This window comes from Burkholderia metallica (assembly GCF_001718555.1).
Lineage (GTDB): Bacteria > Pseudomonadota > Gammaproteobacteria > Burkholderiales > Burkholderiaceae > Burkholderia > Burkholderia metallica.
The window spans coordinates 941,171-957,581 of sequence record NZ_CP013403.1 but is presented as its reverse complement, the minus strand read 5'-3'; the positions used below and the strand labels follow the sequence as shown (position 1 = coordinate 957,581).

At 66.8% G+C, this 16,411-nt stretch carries 12 protein-coding genes; 5 read left to right on the top strand and 7 right to left on the bottom strand.

Annotated elements, in window-relative coordinates:
- Positions 1–5 precede the first annotated feature (5 nt).
- Complete coding sequence (locus WJ16_RS24025) at positions 6–836, bottom strand: aminoglycoside adenylyltransferase family protein (protein ID WP_236858375.1); 831 nt, start codon at positions 834–836, stop codon at positions 6–8.
- A gap of 404 nt (positions 837–1,240) precedes the next feature.
- A complete protein-coding gene (locus WJ16_RS24020; RefSeq protein ID WP_011355701.1) occupies positions 1,241–1,690 on the bottom strand; it encodes an HU family DNA-binding protein in 450 nt (149 codons plus the stop codon).
- 257 nt (positions 1,691–1,947) lie between these two features.
- Here WJ16_RS24020 and WJ16_RS24015 point away from each other — a divergent pair, with 257 nt between their 5' ends.
- Positions 1,948–3,066, top strand: coding sequence for an acyltransferase family protein (locus tag WJ16_RS24015; protein WP_069259550.1), 1,119 nt, complete (start codon positions 1,948–1,950; stop codon positions 3,064–3,066).
- Positions 3,067–3,543: 477 nt separating this feature from the next.
- Here the strand turns inward: WJ16_RS24015 and galU are convergent, their stop codons facing one another.
- Both galU and WJ16_RS35360 read right to left on the bottom strand, forming a co-directional pair.
- The gene (galU, locus tag WJ16_RS24010; protein WP_006482949.1) at positions 3,544–4,431 is read right to left on the bottom strand and encodes a UTP--glucose-1-phosphate uridylyltransferase GalU; all 888 of its coding nucleotides are present in this window, start codon (positions 4,429–4,431) and stop codon (positions 3,544–3,546) included.
- A gap of 230 nt (positions 4,432–4,661) precedes the next feature.
- A complete protein-coding gene (locus tag WJ16_RS35360) occupies positions 4,662–4,805 on the bottom strand; it encodes a hypothetical protein (protein ID WP_006479318.1) in 144 nt (47 codons plus the stop codon).
- Positions 4,806–5,022: 217 nt separating this feature from the next.
- On the opposite strand from WJ16_RS35360, the gene WJ16_RS24005 reads away from it, so the two are divergent.
- Positions 5,023–6,198, top strand: a complete 1,176-nt coding sequence (locus WJ16_RS24005; protein ID WP_069259549.1) for an acyltransferase family protein — start codon at positions 5,023–5,025, stop codon at positions 6,196–6,198.
- 384 nt (positions 6,199–6,582) lie between these two features.
- Here the strand turns inward: WJ16_RS24005 and WJ16_RS24000 are convergent, their stop codons facing one another.
- The 3 genes from WJ16_RS24000 to WJ16_RS23990 are packed head-to-tail and all read right to left on the bottom strand — an operon-like array spanning position 6,583 to position 12,730.
- Positions 6,583–9,048, bottom strand: a complete 2,466-nt coding sequence (locus WJ16_RS24000) for a glycosyltransferase family 4 protein (protein WP_069259548.1) — start codon at positions 9,046–9,048, stop codon at positions 6,583–6,585.
- Positions 9,045–10,511, bottom strand: a complete 1,467-nt coding sequence (locus WJ16_RS23995; RefSeq protein WP_069259547.1) for an oligosaccharide flippase family protein — start codon at positions 10,509–10,511, stop codon at positions 9,045–9,047. Before WJ16_RS23995 ends, WJ16_RS24000 begins: the two co-directional genes overlap by 4 nt.
- A 26-nt stretch (positions 10,512–10,537) precedes the next feature.
- Positions 10,538–12,730, bottom strand: coding sequence for an NHL repeat-containing protein (locus WJ16_RS23990; RefSeq protein ID WP_069259546.1), 2,193 nt, complete (start codon positions 12,728–12,730; stop codon positions 10,538–10,540).
- A 500-nt stretch (positions 12,731–13,230) separates the two neighbouring features.
- On the opposite strand from WJ16_RS23990, the gene WJ16_RS23985 reads away from it, so the two are divergent.
- The 3 genes from WJ16_RS23985 to WJ16_RS23975 are packed head-to-tail and all read left to right on the top strand — an operon-like array spanning position 13,231 to position 16,323.
- Positions 13,231–14,295: an acyltransferase family protein gene (locus WJ16_RS23985; protein WP_069259545.1), complete on the top strand. Its 1,065-nt coding sequence runs from the start codon at positions 13,231–13,233 to the stop codon at positions 14,293–14,295.
- A gap of 35 nt (positions 14,296–14,330) precedes the next feature.
- Positions 14,331–15,377, top strand: a complete 1,047-nt coding sequence (gmd, locus tag WJ16_RS23980) for a GDP-mannose 4,6-dehydratase (RefSeq protein ID WP_069259544.1) — start codon at positions 14,331–14,333, stop codon at positions 15,375–15,377.
- Positions 15,364–16,323, top strand: a complete 960-nt coding sequence (locus WJ16_RS23975) for an NAD-dependent epimerase/dehydratase family protein (protein ID WP_069259543.1) — start codon at positions 15,364–15,366, stop codon at positions 16,321–16,323. Before gmd ends, WJ16_RS23975 begins: the two co-directional genes overlap by 14 nt.
- Positions 16,324–16,411 lie beyond the last annotated feature (88 nt).

The following is a 16,411-nucleotide window of genomic DNA, read 5'->3' as shown; positions in this document are numbered from 1 at the left end:
GTCGATCACGTTCGCGGCATCTGCCGCTGCGTCGACAGCAGCATCGATTCGGCCGTTCGCCACTCGTGGCCGATGAATGCGGCGAGCGGTTCGCCCGACAGGATCGCCGCGTGTTCGTCGCCGCCGAAATAGGCGGCGCGCGGCCGCCACCACCGGCCGGTACGTTTCCGGCAGGCACTCCCAAGCACCCCAGTCGCGGCGACGTCCTTGGGCGCGATCCTGCCGGGCGCGGCGCTGTACCCGATGCGTGCGAGCGCAAGCACCACGTTGCGCTCGTCACTGCACCGGTCTGGTTCGGCATTCCACTGCGCGACCGTCGCGAGCAGCACGGTGGAGAAATCGCACGTGCGCACCGGTTCGAGCGATGCAATCGCCGGCGTGCTGGCCGGCACGACACTGTGCCAACACACCTTCGTCAACAGGATCGCAAGATCGTGATCGACGAGCGGCGGTTCGACGATGCCGGCTTCCGGGTCGCGACGCAGCCACTCGCCACTGCAGTTCGCGCCGCGCCGGATGACGCCGCGGCACGACTTCATCGTGCGCACGACGGTCGCTTCCAGTGCGCGCACGCCGCCGTCGCGGGTGGGCGGCGCCGACAAGGCAAACAGGTCGAGTATCAGCGCATGTCGCGTCGGCTCGTCGGCTCGCCGGGCCGAGCCGGTCGCCAGCAGGTCGATGTCGCTGCGCGGTTTCAGGCCGCCGTCGAGCGCCGACCCGAACAGGTGTATCGCCTTCAACGTCGCGCCGAGATGCCGCTCGATCGTGCGGCACGCCATGGCGACCTGGGCGGCGATTTCGTCGGGAATGGATGCGGTCAGTCTCGCGATGCGCATGCAACGGGCGCAGCGAGCGCGACGGGCGGCTGCGAATCGACCGCGAACCCGGGCGAGGATAGAGATTCGTCATCGCGCATGCGCGGCCGTCATCCCGGCTGCGCCACGCGCCGAACCGGCCTTCCGCCGGACCACCGCTTCACTGCTTCACCGCTTCACCGCTTCACCGCTTCACCGCGTCACCGCTTCACCGCTTCACCGCTTCACCGCTTCACCGCTTCACCGCTTCACCGCTTCACCGCGTCACCGCTTCACCGCTTCACCGCTTCACCGCTTCACCGCTTCTCTGCTTCTCCGCCGCGCGATTTGCGCAGCGCAATAAAAATCCCCGCACGCTTTCGCGTACGGGGATCGTCGGACATCGCAGCGGCTGCCGAAATACATTCGGCAGCCGCCGGGCGGCATTACGCTGCCGCGTCCTTCAGCTTCTTCAGCGCACGTGCCTTCACGCGCACGCTGGCCGGCTTCGCCGGGAACCAACGCTCTTCGCCCGTGAACGGATCCTTGCCGAAGCGCTTCTTCTTCGCCGGCACGACTTGTGCCGTGATCTTCAGCAGACCCGGCAGCGTGAACTCGCCCGCGCCCTTCTTGTGGACCGAGCCCAGCACGACGTTCTCGAGTGCGACGAGCACTGCCTTGACTGCCTTCACTTCGACAGCTGCGCGCTCAGCGATGTGCGTGGCGAGCGATGCCTTCGTGAACTTGTCCTTCAGCGGCGTCGGAGCGGCCGGTGCCGCCTTCGCGACAACCTTCTTCGCCACTACTTTCTTCGCGGGCGCAGCCTTTTTGGCAGCCACTTTCTTGGTCGCCGGTGCGGCAGCCTTCTTGGCCACCTTTTTTGCGGAAGTCGCCATGTTTCTCCTACCAGGTGTGGTCGTTGGATACACGAAGCGTGCAACGCGCGCGCTTCAACGCCGGATTCTACAAGCGCCTTGACGCTTCGTGCAGTACTTTTATGCGTTTTCCCGGGGTTTCCCGCAGGTTTTTTTGCATGCGGCCGCGTTCATCGACGCTCGAGCATCGAAAAACGCCTTCACGTAGGCACCCGAACACGAATTACGTTCGATATTTGCGCACCTATACTGGGCGCGCTCAATGCCCGGATGCCTCCATGCGCGAAGCCAGATACGTCAAAGGACTCGACGGCCTGCGAGCCCTCGCCGTCATCCTCGTTTTCCTGTCCCACAAAGGCCACGTCCTTGCCGTCGACGTCGGCAAGCTCGGCGTGTGGACGTTTTTCCTCATCAGCGGATTCCTGATCGTCGGCGAGCTGCATCGCAATCGCCAGGCCGTCGAGTGCGGCACCATGACGCGCCGCCACGCGTTCGCGCTGTTCCTCGCGAAGCGGGCGCTGCGGATCTTTCCCGTGTACTACCTGCTGCTCGCCGCGCTCGCGATCGCGCACGCGCTGTTCTACCAGCGCGGCGTCAATCTCGGGCTCGCGTGGCACGCGGCGTTCCTGTCGAATTACTGGATCGGTGTCGTGAAGGACGGCTGGCCGGGCTCCACGTCGCACTTCTGGAGCCTCGCGGTTGAACAGCAGTTCTATCTGATCGCTCCGCTCGCGCTGCTCGCGGTGCCTGCCGCGCGACACGTCGCGCTCGGCGTCGCGGCCGTCGTGCTGTGTGCGTTCGCGCATCTCGCGCTCTACCTGTGCGACGCGTCGCCGGTGCTGATCTACGCGTTCTCCCCGTGGAATTTCGCGCTGATCGCGCTCGGCGGCGTCGGCGCGATGGCGCTCGCCGATCGCGGCACGGCCGCCGTACGGCGCGCGCCGCCCGGCTGGCTCGGCGCGGCAGGCGTCGTGTTCTTCCTCGTGCTGCCCGCGTGCACGGCGCTGCCCGACACGCTCGCGGGACTCGCGGATCTCGGCCTGTCCGCGTCGCTCGGCGCGCTGCTGCTGTGGATCGTCCGCAAACCCGGGCATCCCGTCGTCGCGCTGCTCGACCGGGCGCCGCTCGTCTATCTCGGCACCATCAGCTACGGCTTCTACCTGTTCCACAACCTGATTCCGGCGCGCTTCGGCGTGCTGCCCACGCACGTCGCACATGTCGCGATACCGGAAATCGTGCGCGACACGCTGCCAGAGATACTCCAGTTCGCACTCGCCGTGCTGCTCGCACACCTGTCCTGGCGCTATCTTGAAAAGCGGCTGCTCGATTTCAAGAAGCCGGTCGCCGCGATGCTGGCCCGGCATTTCGTCGCGCGGCCGAGCACGTCGGCGCGTTGAACGCCGCACGGACGCGGCGGCAATCGAACGGGAAAACCGCGATTCGGGCCGCGCGCGCAAGCTGACGATCGACCGACGCGGTTTCGCGCCGTCGTGGCGTCGTGGCGTCGTGGCGTCGTGGCGTCGTGGCGTCGTGGCGTCGCATTATCGACCGGCCCCGGCGCAAACCGTGCGGTCGAACGTCGAATTTCAGCGCATCGCGCTACCGGACCGCACCGCCCGTCCGATCACTCTGCCGCCCGCTGCGGCACCGGTTTCAGGCGTGGCATTCGTTCCCGTCGGAACGCCCCGCCTCGCACGCGGCACGGCACGCCCAGCCGCGCAAACCCGCCACCCTGCACGCCGACGGCGCGCGCCAATCACGCATCTGCACCACGATCACGCATCCGCGCCCCGCACACGCAAAAAAGCCCCGACGCGCGAGCGGCCGGGGCCAACGGAACAACCACCACCTGAAACAACGGAGCGCGCGGCTGCCTAGGCGACAGCAGCCAGCGCGGGCAAGCAGGTACGCAGATACGCCTCGAATTCGCGGCTTACTTCCGGATGCTGAAGCGCGAGCTCGACGGTCGCCTTGAGATAGCCGAGCTTGCTGCCGCAGTCGAAGCGCGTGCCGTAGTAGCGATACGCGAGCACCTGCTCGTTCGCGAGCAGCGACTGGACCGCATCGGTCAGCTGCAACTCGCCGCCGGCGCCCGGCTTGAGCTTGCGCAGGTGATCGAAGATCGTCGGCATGAACACGTAGCGGCCGACCACGCCGAGATTCGACGGCGCATCCTCGGGCGCGGGCTTCTCGATGATGCCCGACAGCTTGATGATGTCCTCTTCCCATTCGCGGCCTTCGACGACGCCGTACGAACGGCTGTCCTCGCGCGGGATCGTCTCGACCCCGATCACCGAGCTGTGATAGTGGTCGAACACGTCGACGAGCTGCTTGAGCACCGGCTGTTCGCCGTGCAGCAGGTCGTCGGCGAGGATCACCGCGAACGGCTCGCCGTGCACCAGCTTCTCCGCGCACAGCACCGCGTGACCGAGGCCGAGCGCTTCCGGCTGGCGCACGTAGAAGCAGTTGACATGGCTCGGCTTGATGCCGCGCACGAGCTCCAGCAGCTTTTCCTTGCCGCGCGCCTCGAGTTCGGCCTCGATCTCGTACGACTTGTCGAAGTGATCCTCGATTGCGCGCTTGCTGCGCCCGGTGACGAAGATCATCTCGGTGATACCGGCGTTGATCGCTTCCTCGACCGCGTACTGAATCAGCGGCTTGTCGACGACGGGCAGCATTTCCTTCGGGCTCGCCTTCGTTGCCGGGAGGAACCGCGTGCCGAGACCGGCAACGGGGAACACGGCCTTGGTGACTTTCAACATGTTCGCATCCTGATTGCGTTGACTGCGCCGCGTCGACCTGCGACCCGGCGCGATTGTGTTCCGAACGGCATATCGAGAATCGACGGTACGGCCAATTCGACTCCGCTCATTTTCGATATGGACTGATTGCCCAATTATTCCGGAAAAAATATAATCCTTTCAACCCGGTCGACATTACCGAACCGAGTGCCGAGGCAGAAACAAATTACCGATTTTCCAGATACAAATTCTTACGATTCGAATTCCTCGATATAGGGCACGCCGCCCCGTTCGAGACCCGGGCGAATCGGCTCGTTCTTCAGCGCCTCGCGGTACGCCGACAGCACGGCCATGACCAGCAGTACTGCAGCGCTCGCGATCCAATGCATGTCCATCTTGCCGCTCCTTGCATCAATCAACTGGAGCTTCAAACTATCAGAAAAAAATCGGTAAATAATTGACCCGTGTCGCAGAACCGCTTTCTGAACGCGATTGAACCATGATGCGGAATACCGATATTTCAGGGCGAGATTTTTTTATTCATTGATCGAATTCTTGCGCATTACGATTGAATGAAACTTCCCGTCCATCCGTCGCAAGGAATCGAATCGCATGCAAGCTTTCAGCGGATCGTCTCTGGCCGCGCCGCCCGTCGCCGATCACAAGGAACACGTGATCGACGCGATGCGCGGCTTCGCGGCGCTGCTCGTCGCCTATTTCCACTGCCGGCAAGTCGTCTGGGTCGGGATGCAGGGCTTCCATCACGCTTACGGCCATGCGCTCACCCCGGGCGCGATCGCCGGCTACCTGACCTTCCCGTTCGCGTGGGGCTCCGCCGGCGTGCCGATCTTCTTCGTGATCAGCGGCTACTGCATCCACCGCAACGCGGCGCTCAAGCTCGCCGCCGATCCCGCGTACCGGCTCGACGCGCCGAACTTCTGGGTGCGCCGGTTCGCGCGCATCTACCCGGTGCTGCTCGCCGCGCTGCTGTTCACGCTCGCGCTCGACTCGGTCAGCCTGCAGATCGAGCCCGTCAGCCACAAGATCCGCGACGTCGGCCTCGTCGCGTTCCTCGTGAACCTGTTCTCGCTGCAGGGCGTCGCCGGCTACACGTACGGGTCGAACGGCGCGCTGTGGACGCTGTCGCTCGAAGTGCAGTTCTACGCGATCTACCCGCTGCTGTTCGCGATCCGCCGGCGCATCGGCATGCCGGCGGTCGTGGCCGCGGTCGCGCTCGTCAACGTCGCGTCCGCGTGGCTGCTCGAACGGCACGACCTGCAGTTCTTCACGTCGTACTGGCTGTCCTGGACGATCGGCGCGTGGATCGCCGACGTGCGCGCGCAGCAGGCGCACGGCACGGCCACCGTGCCGTCGCGCGCGTGGTACGGCGCGGCCGCCGTGCTGCTGGCCGGCGGCTGCGGCGCATTCCATTTCGGTCAGTACGGCGCATTCCAGCTGTGGTCGGCCGGCTTCGCGTGCTTCCTGTACCGCGCGCTCGCCCGTCCGCCGCGCCCGACGCCGCCGCTGCGCGTGCTGAGCTGGTTCGGCGACTTCAGCTATTCGCTGTACCTGATCCACCTGCCGCTGTTCGTCTGCCTCGGCTCGGTGCTGTTCCATTCCGAGCTGCAGTTGTCGATCTGGCCGTCGTTCGCGTTCATGGCCGCCGCGATTCCCGTCGCGTACCTGTTCTACCGGATGTTCGAGCGGCCCGCGATGACGTGGTCGGCCAGCTTCAAGCCGACCCGATCCGCCCGCGTCGTCGCGCCGGCGCCCGAACGGGCTGCCTGAACCGGCTGGCGCGCTTTCTCGTGCCCCCGCGCGACGTGATGCTGCGCGGGGGTTCTTACATGGTCTGAACGCGTCGGTGCGCCGCGTGGGTGCCAGGGGCTGGCCGCCGGTGTTACGGCCGCGCTACGGGCCGCCTGGGCCGTCCCGGAGCGACGTTCGCCGCGCGGGACTGCTTGCACCACCTTCTTGCACCAACCTCTTAGGCCAACCTCTCGCAACATCCTCACGCATCGCCCGCCCCCAATCGACGCGCGCCCGGGAACATGCTCGCCCCCCACAACAAACCCGCGCCCCACTCACCCGACAAAAAAACCACACTGAAAAACAAAGCCCCCACGCAGCACACCGCCGCATGAGGGCCCGTTTCCCGCCGGCTCGCGCCGCCTACCGCTTCTTCGCCTTCGCGGCCTTCGCCGTATCCGCGAGGATCTTCTCGACCCGCTCCACGCAGGTCTCGGTGCCGAACCGGCGCACCGCCGTCGCGCGCCCGCTCGCAACGAGTCGCTCACGCAGCGCGCCGTCGCGCTTCAGCGTACCCAGCGCATCGGCCAGCGCGGCCGCATCGCCCGGCGCGCAGAGCAGCCCGTTGTCGCCGTCCTCGATGATCTCGACGACGCCGCCCGCGCGGGCCGCGACGACCGGCCGGCGCGCGAGCATCCCCTCGACGATCACGCGCCCGAACGGCTCGGGCGTGATCGACGTATGCGCGACGACGTCGACCGCCGTCATGCACGCGGCCACGTCGCGCTGGAACCCGAGGAAATGCACGCGCTCGTCCATCCCGTGCCGGGCGACGATTTCGTGCAACTGCGCCGCATAGTCGTCCTCGCCGAACAGCGGCGCGCCGACCAGCACCACGTGCATGTCGGGATGCCGTGCGGCGGCCTCCAGCAGCACGTGCTGCCCCTTCCAGTGCGCGAGGCGGCTGAACGAGCCGACGAGCCACGCGTGCTCGGGCAGCCCCAGCCGCGCGCGCAGCGCAGCCTGGCTGACGCCTTCCAGCGCATCGAACGGCTCGGCCGAAATGCCGTTGAACACGACGTCGACGTGCTGCGGCGTGAAGCCCGTCAGCGCGCGGAACGCCTGCGCGGACGCGTCGGAATTCGCGATCACGCGCGTGACGCCGAGCCGCGCGCAGTACTTGATCGCCAGCAGTTGCTTGCTGCCGAAATGGTCGGTGCTGACGATGTCGCGCAGATGCCACACCACCGGCTTGCGCGCGAGCCGCCCGGCGAGCGCGGCCACCACCATCGCGCGCTGCGTGTTCGCATAGATCACCTCGGCCCGGCGCGCACGCCGCGCGACGTCGCGCACCAGCCGCGCGAGCTGCTTCACCGCGCCGAACGACACGCCGCCCTGCTTGCGCACGCCCGCGAGCGCGCCCTGGTCGACCACGTCGACGCGCGCGCCGATCTCGTCGAGCGCCGCGCGGAACGGGCCGTCGTCGAACAGCAGCACATCGGCGTTCGCGCGCATGTGCTTCATGATCTCGAGCAGCGACAGCTCCGCGCCGCCGAGCACGCCGCTCTGGTCGAGCACGAGCGTCGCCGGGCCGCGCGCGGCCGGCATCGGCGCGACGGCCGTGCCGCGCTGCGCGGTCGAGCCGGGCAGCGTGGCCTCCACATAGTCGAGAAAGCGCCGCCGGAACGTATCGGCGGAGAACCGCTCGGCGTTCGCGCGGCACGCGTGCGGCGCGAAGCGCTGCGGCGCGCGCTCGAAATCGTCGACGGCCGCGACGATCGCGTGCGGCGTCTGTTCGTCGAAAAAGAGCCCGGTCGGGTTCAGGCTCGACTGCGGATCGAGCACGGTTTCGAGCGCACCGCCCTTGCCGTACGCGATCACCGGCGTGCCGCACGCCTGCGCCTCGACCACCGAAATCCCGAAATCCTCCTCGGCCGCGAACACGAACGCCTTCGCGCGCCGCATCCGGTCGTGCAGCACCGCGAACGGCTGGTAGCCCATGATTTCGACGTTCGGGCCGGCCTTCGCGCGGATCTTCTGCATCTCGGGGCCGTCGCCGATCACGACGAGCTTGCGCTCGGGCGTGCGCGAAAACGCGTCGACGATCAGGTCGATCTTCTTGTACGGCACCATCCGCGACGCGGTCAGGTAGAAATCCTCCTTCTGCGCGTTCAACGAAAACGCGTCGACGTCGACCGGCGGGAAAATCACCGCCGCGTCCCGGTGGTAGACCTTCTTGATCCGCCGCGCGATGAACGCGGAATTCGCGACGAAGCCGTCCACCGCATTCGCGGTGCGCGTGTCCCAGTTGCGGATGTAATGCAGGATCATCCGCGCGAGCAGCGATTTCGGCCCGTGCGTGAGGTTCGACTGTTCCAGATACTGGTGCTGCAGATCCCACGCATAGCGGATCGGCGAATGCACGTAGCTGATGTGCACCTGGTCCGGCCCCGTCAGCACGCCCTTCGCGACCGCGTGGCTGCTCGAGATCACGAGGTCGTACTCGGACACGTCGAGCTGCTCGATCGCGAGCGGCATCAGCGGCAGGTAGCTGCGATATTTGGTGCGCGCGAACGGCAGCTTCTGGATGAACGACGTCGTCACCCGCTTGCCGCGCACGAATGCGCGATCGTCGAGGAAGTCGACGAGGCTGAACAGGTCCGCGTCGGGAAAGCACGCGACGATCTGCTCGAGCACGCGTTCGGCACCGGCATAGGTGACGAGCCAGTCGTGGACGATCGCCACGCGCAGCGCGCGCGCCGGCTGGCGCGCGGCGGCCCGCTCGGCCGGCCCGGGCCGGCGCAGTGCGGCGGCGTCGCCGGCTTCGGCCACGGCCGCATCGGCGTTGGCGAGATTCAATACGGCGTGTTCCGCCAGATCGCGATTCATGCTGTTTTCCTCGCATTGAGACGGACAAACAGGTCGCGCACGAGTGCGCGCAACCCCGGCGTCATCGTGAGCGACCACGCGACGTTCAGCACCAGCACGACCGCGCACATGCCGATCGACTCGCCGAGCCCCGGCCACGCCTGCGCGAGCAACAGGCTCGCGAGCAGGAAGGCCAGGTGCGCGAGCATGTCGAGCACGATCGCGCGCATCCGGATCGCCGACAGATACAGCAGCACGCCGTAGTCGACGAGCGCGCGCGCCGCGACGACCACCGCCGCGCCGATCAGCCCGAAGTGATGGATGCCGAACCACAGCCCGCCGACGAAGAACGGCATCTCGACGAGCCCGGCGAATGCCGCGCGGGCCGGGTTGACCTGCGACTGGATCAGGATTCGCGTGACGCTCGCCTGGCCGACGAGCCATACGCTGATCACCAGCACGCGGCCGACCGGCGCCGAGTGCGCGGCGAGGTCCGCGCCGACCCACAGCGTGAGAAACGGCGCGAGCGCGAAGATCGCGACGATGCCGACCGGCGTGAACACGCCGTTCAGGAATTCGAGCGACTGGCGCGCGAGCGCGTCCGCATGATCGCGGCCGACCGCCGACAGGCGCGGAAACAGCGTGCGCACCAGCGCGTTCGGCAGCATGTTCAGCCGCGTGACGAGGTTCTGCGGCACCGTGTAGTAGGTGACGAATTTCGCGCCCATGCCGGCGCCGAGCATCACGCGGTCGAGCGTGTCGGCGATCATGCTCGTCGTGCTCGCGATCAGCATCCAGCCGCCGAAGTTGAACAGCCCTTTCGCGGTGCCCCACTGCGGCGGATCGATGCTCCGGATGCCGAGCACCTTGATGCTGGCGTGGCCAAGCATCACCGCCGCGACCAGCCGCGCGACGACGGCCGCGGCGAGCACCGTCTGCAGGTTCGGCGCGATCCACCACGCGGCGCCGAGCGGCAGCAGCTGGAACAGGAAAGTGCCGATCGTCTGGTTCGTGTTGAACACGCCGAACCGTTCGGCGCCGTTGATCGCGCCGGCGAACACCCACGACACGTTCGCGAGCGGAATCGCGAGCGCGAGCCATGGCAGCGCGAGATACACCTCGTGCTGCATCGCCGCCGACACCTTCGTGAAGTACGCGGTGTAGACGAACGCGCCGAAATAGATCAGCAGCCCGCCCGCGATGCCGGTGCCGAGGTTCAGCCAGAATGCGCTCCAGAACACGCGCGCGCTTTCGTCGGCGTTGCCGCTCGCGAGCGCCTTCGAGATGTGGTTCTGCGCGGCCATGCTCATCCCGAGATCGAGGATCCCGAAATAGCCGATCAGCGTCCATACGAGACTCACAACACCGTAGCGTTCGACGCCGAGCGCGTGAATATAGGCGGGCACCGTCACCAGCGACACGAAGGTCGGCAGGATCAGCCCGATAAAGTTGATCGAAACGTTCTTGAGTATGCCTTTGTCCATGCTTGTGCCTTGTGTGACGCCGCCCGTCACGGTTTCCAGCGGTACATCAGTACCTTGCCGCGCGCGTCTTCCTCGACGAATACGAGGTACTCGCCGTTCTCGCGCCGGAACGCGCTGATGCCGAACGGCACGTCGACCCAGCCGGATGCCTTGCCGACTTCGGCGCCCGGGCTCATCACGCCCACTTCCTTGCCGGTTTCCTTGTCGTACACGTGGATCTTGCCGACCGGCTCCACCCCGAACAGATAGCGGCCCTCGACCGTGATCCCGATCAGGTCGAAAATCGGCTTCGCATCGAGCTGCCACGGCAGCGCGACCTGGTAGCGCACGACCGGCGAGCCCGTCGACCACTTGTCGAAGCGCACCAGCACGCGGCCCACTTCCTTGTTGATGCCCGGCTGCGGCGGTGCGTCGGCCGTGTAGCCGGTCGCGTACAGCGTGTCCGTCTGCGCGTCGTAGATCGCGCGGCGCAGTTGCGTGAACGGCTGCGGCATCGGGTAGGTCGTGACCTTGTCGTACGCGTAGACCGGGTTGCCCGCCTTGTCGACGCCGCCGTAGCGGAAGCGGTGGATGCCGCGCACGTCGCTCGTGCGCCAGATGTCGCCCTTCGTGTCGACCCACCAGCCCCAGCCGCCCGCCTTCGCCTTGCCCGTCGTGTTGATTTCGAACTCGTCGGCGTCCAGCCGGCCGTTGCCGTTCGCGTCGCGCCACAGCCAGTCGCCGCCCGGCGGCTTGTTCGGCACGTTGTCGACCGGCCGCGCGCGGCCCGCGATCAGGCCCGACGGAATCGCCACCTCGCCGTCGCGCTTCGCGTCGAAGCGGTAGATCTTCAGGTGATCGGCGTACATGTCGGTCAGGTACAGGAACGTGCGGCCGTCGACGCGTCGCGCGATCGGCATGCCCGGCCACTGGTCCGTATGGAACACGGGGTCGTCCGGATACTTGAAGCGGTTCGACAGGAAGCCGACGTATTTCCAGTCCTGGCCGGGCGGCTTCGACAGGTCGAGCTCGAAGCGCTTGTTGCCCGTGTACACGCTGTTCGGCCGCGCCGGGTCGAGCCACGCGCCGTCGACGAACAGCAGCCCCTGCACCTGCCAGCGCAACTTTCCGTCCGGCGTATAGCTTTCGAGCACCGCGCCGAGCCCGGCGCCGATCGTGTCGTGGCGCGGCCCGATGCCGTTCATCGACACGTAGACGTTGCCCGCCCGGTCGACGCCGACGCCCGTCAGCCCGTTGAAACGCTGCGGCCCCGGCCGGCCCGGCACCGGGCCCGCGAAGATGCCGCCGCGCTCGCCGAGCGCGCCCGACTGCGCATAGCCGTTGCTGCCTTTCGAGAAGATCAGGATCTGCTGGCGCGGGCCGTTGTCCGCGACCAGCACGCGCCCTTTCGCGTCGACGGCCACGTCCACCGCATCGGTGCCTGCCGGCAGCGCGGGCGCGTCGTCGAGCTTGCGGCCGTCCGCGCGCACGTGCACCAGGTGCGCGGGCCCGTTGATCGTGTCCGTGAGCAGCCACAGCGTGCCGTCGCCCGCGAGCGCGAGGCGGCCCGGCTCGTGCGCGCTCCACGTGCCCTTGCGCTGCATCGTTTCCGCGTCGAACACGTCCACGGCGTCGCGCGACGGATTCGTCGCGAACACCGTCTTGTCGTCGGCCGCGAGGCCGCCGACTTCCGCCTTCTGCTCGCCCACTTCCGAGCGCGCGGGCGCCGTCACTTCGTTCATCACCATGAAGCTCGCGGCCATCCGCGCGCGGCCGGCGTCGGCGCGGCCGCCCGGTGCCACCTGCGGCGCCGCGCGGAACGGCGCCGGCTGCTTCATGTCGCCGATCGTGCGCCGCGAGATGCCGAACCACTGCTTGCCCTTGTCCGGCCAGATGCCGGGCGACTGCAGGTGGCCGCGCTCGTTGCCGACGCCGATCGCGACATACGCGTACTTGTTGTTCACGGCGATCGCGCTGCCGCCGAGGTTGCCCCAGCCGTGCGTGCCGCCGGCGAAGCCGAGCATCTTCCCGTCATGGTAGACGCTCGCCTCGGCCCCGCTCTCGTCCCACGGCGCATTCGTATACACCTTGCCTTCCGGCGTCACCGCGATCGCGCGAATGTCGATCTGCGTCCAGCTGCCGTCGCCATAGCCGAACGTATTGCCGATCCACGACGTCGTCGCGGGCAACACCGTTTCGGCCGGTACGGCGCTCGTGAGCAACGTCGCGCATACCGTCATGCCTACCAGAATCAGACGTCGCAATGCGCTTCTCCAGACTGAATGCAACAGCGACCGGCGTCCGCCGCGGACTGCCGCCGGCGCACGCTGTCGCTAAATAGGTTTCAAACGTCGCGATGCAGGTTACAAGCAAAAATAATCACAAGAAATTTGGAAATATTTGGGGATGTTTCCGCCTGAAATATCGAGCCGGAACAAGCGCGCAAAGCCGCTCCAGAACGGCAATAACGACCGCCTTTTCGCGTTCCAGTCTGTAGAAAATGCCGCTTCTCGACGCCAGTCGGGGCTCGCCCGGCAGTGGCCTTTCGTCCGCCGACCGAAATGACCGGCGATTTAATGTGGGCCAGCAGATAAATGACGCGCGTTTTTTTGCCGATTTCTTTTCCCTAGAATCGATTTCGATTCGATATTTCATTTAATGGCATGCATTACGTTCACGTTCACGCATCGGAAGTGCGACACGCCCCGGCTCACGCCGCGCGTCGCGAAGGAGCGGCGCGATGACGGGCATCTCGCGACCCGCGGACCTCACCCCGCCGCAACACGGCCGCATCGTGCAGCTCGACGGGCTGCGCGCGATCGCCGTGGGCGCCGTGTTCCTGCAGCACGCGCTGAAGGCGCCGCTGTGGATGGGCGTCGACCTCTTCTTCGTGCTGAGCGGCCTGCTGATCACCGGCATCCTGCTCGACCGCAAGGCGCGCGGGCAGTCGTACTTCAGCCACTTCTACGCCCGCCGCGTGCGCCGCATCCTGCCGCCGTACGTGCTGCTGCTCGTGGTGTCGACGATCCTGTTCGGCGCGAGCTGGCTGCCGCACTGGCCGTGGTTCGCATTTTTCTCGACCAACATCGGGCTGTCGCTCGGCAGCATCGGCCATGACAGCCTGAACGTGCTGTGGTCGCTCGCGGTCGAGGAGCAGTTCTACATCTTCTGGCCGTTCGTCGTGCTGTGGTGCTCGGAGCGCGCGCTGCTGTGGGTCGCCGCCGCGCTGATCGTCGCGGCGCCCGTGCTGCGCGCGATCGCGACGCCGTGGTTCGACTCGTTCTGGCCGATCTACTACCTGACGCCGTTCCGGATGGATCTGCTCGCGGCCGGCGCGCTGCTCGCGATCGCGCTGCGCCGCGACCGCCGTGCGCTGGAGCCGTTCTATCCGCTCGCGATCGTCGGCGCGCTCGTGTCGCTCGCGATCCTCGGCTGGCTGCACCTGTCGTTCCCGCGTTTTCGCGCGGCGAACACGCCGATGTCGAATGCGGCGCTTTACAGCATCTCGCTGCTGCTCTGCACGTCGATCGTCGTGATCGCGCTGCGCGGCCGCGGCGTCGTGCAGCGCGTGCTGACGAACCCGCTGCTCGTCTACGTGGGCACCGTCAGCTACACCGTGTACCTGATCCACCTGAGCGTGCTGTACGCGCTGTGGCCGCTGCACCTGAACCGCTTCGTCACGGCCGCGCTGGCGCTCGCGATCACGCTCGCGTACGCGACCCTGAGCTGGTACGGCTTCGAACGGCGCCTGACGCGCGGTCCCGCGCGCCGCGCGCTGCCGGCCGCCGCCGGCACGACCGCCTGACTTTCCCTTTCCATCGTCTCTACCAGGACAACGTCATGAGCCAAACCCGCAAGAAGGCCATCATCACCGGGATCTCGGGGCAGGACGGCGCCTACCTGACCAAGCTGCTGCTCGACAAGGGCTACGAGGTCACCGGCACCTACCGCCGCACCAGCTCGGTGAATTTCTGGCGCATCGCCGAGCTCGGCGTCGACACGCACCCGAACCTCACGCTCGTCGAGCACGACCTGACCGACGCCGGCTCGAGCCTGCGCCTGCTCGAACGCACACAGCCCGACGAGCTGTACAACCTCGCCGCGCAGAGTTTCGTCGGCGTGTCGTTCGACCAGCCGGCGACGACCGCCGAAGTGACGGGCCTCGGTCCGCTGAATCTGCTCGAGGCAATCCGCGTCGTGAGTCCGAAGACGCGCTTCTACCAGGCGTCGACGTCCGAGATGTTCGGCAAGGTGCAGTCGATTCCGCAGACGGAAGCGACGTCGTTCTACCCGCGCAGCCCGTACGGCGTCGCGAAGCTGTACGCGCACTGGATGACGGTGAACTACCGCGAGTCGTACGGCCTGTTCGGCAGCAGCGGCATCCTGTTCAATCACGAATCGCCGCTGCGCGGCCGCGAGTTCGTCACGCGCAAGATCACCGACACCGTCGCGAAGATCAAACTCGGCAAGGCGAGCCGCCTCGAGCTCGGCAACCTCGACGCGAAGCGCGACTGGGGCTTCGCGCTCGAATACGTCGAAGGCATGTGGCGCATGCTGCAGGCCGACGAACCCGACACCTACGTGCTCGCGACCAACCGCACCGAGACCGTGCGCGATTTCGTGCGGATGGCGTTCGCGGCGGCCGGCTATCAGATCGAATGGACCGGCAAGGGCGAACAGGAGCGCGGCCTCGACGCGGCGAACGGCAACGTGCTCGTGGAAGTGAATCCGAAGTTCTATCGTCCCGCGGAAGTCGACCTGCTGATCGGCTGCGCGGACAAGGCGAAATCCAAGCTCGGCTGGGAGCCGAAGACGACGCTCGAACAACTTTGCCAGATGATGGTCGAAGCGGACCTCACGAGGAACCAACACCATGACACGTTCTGATATCGAACACGCACCGCGCCGCGCATTCGTCACGGGCCTGACGGGTTTCACCGGCCGCTACATGGCGCAACATCTCGAAGCCGCCGGCTACGAAGTCTGGGGCGCGGTCGCACCCGGTTCGCCGCCGTCCGACGATCCAGTATTCGCTAACTGCACGCTGCTGCCCGTCGACCTGCTCGACGCGGATACAGTACGCGCGGCCGCGGCCGATGCGCGCCCCGATGCGGTCGTGCATCTTGCCGCGCGCGCGCATGTCACGCAAGACGACCCGTCGCAGACCTACGCGGTCAACGTCGTCGGCACGCGCAACCTGCTGGCGGCGCTCGCGGACCTCGACCGCCGCCCGTCGGCCGTGCTGCTCGCGAGCAGCGCAAACATCTACGGCAACTCGACGGCTGGCGTGCTCGACGAAAGCGTTCCGCCCGCCCCCGCGAACGACTACGCGATCAGCAAGCTTGCGATGGAATATGCAGCGAAGCTGTGGGCCGATCGGCTGCCGATCGTGATCGCGCGACCATTCAACTACACGGGTGTGGGCCAGAGCGATGCGTATCTGCTGCCGAAGCTCGTCGCGCACTATGCTCGCAACGAACCGAGGATTTCGCTCGGCAATCTCGACGTACGCCGGGACTTCTCCGACGTGCGTGATGTGACTGCCGCCTATCTGAAACTGATTCAGACTGCGCCAGCCGGAGAGATCCTCAACGTCTGCTCGGAGCGCGCGTATTCGCTGAAGGAAGTGCTGGCGATGCTGTCGCGCATCGCCGGTTACGTAATCGACGTGACGGTCGATCCGCGTTTCGTGCGGCACAACGAGGTGAAGCGCCTGAGCGGGTCGCGCGAGAAGCTGCGGCGCGCGGTGGGCGAGCTGCCCGTCACGCCGCTCGACGAAACGCTGCGATGGATGGTGGATGCGATGCGCGACACGCCCGCGCACGCCGGCTGAATCACGCGTGGCGCACGCGCGAATACGGTGCGCCGGACGACCTCGCTCGACGCGGAAAAAACCACGGGCCGCCTGTTTCGCAGGCGGC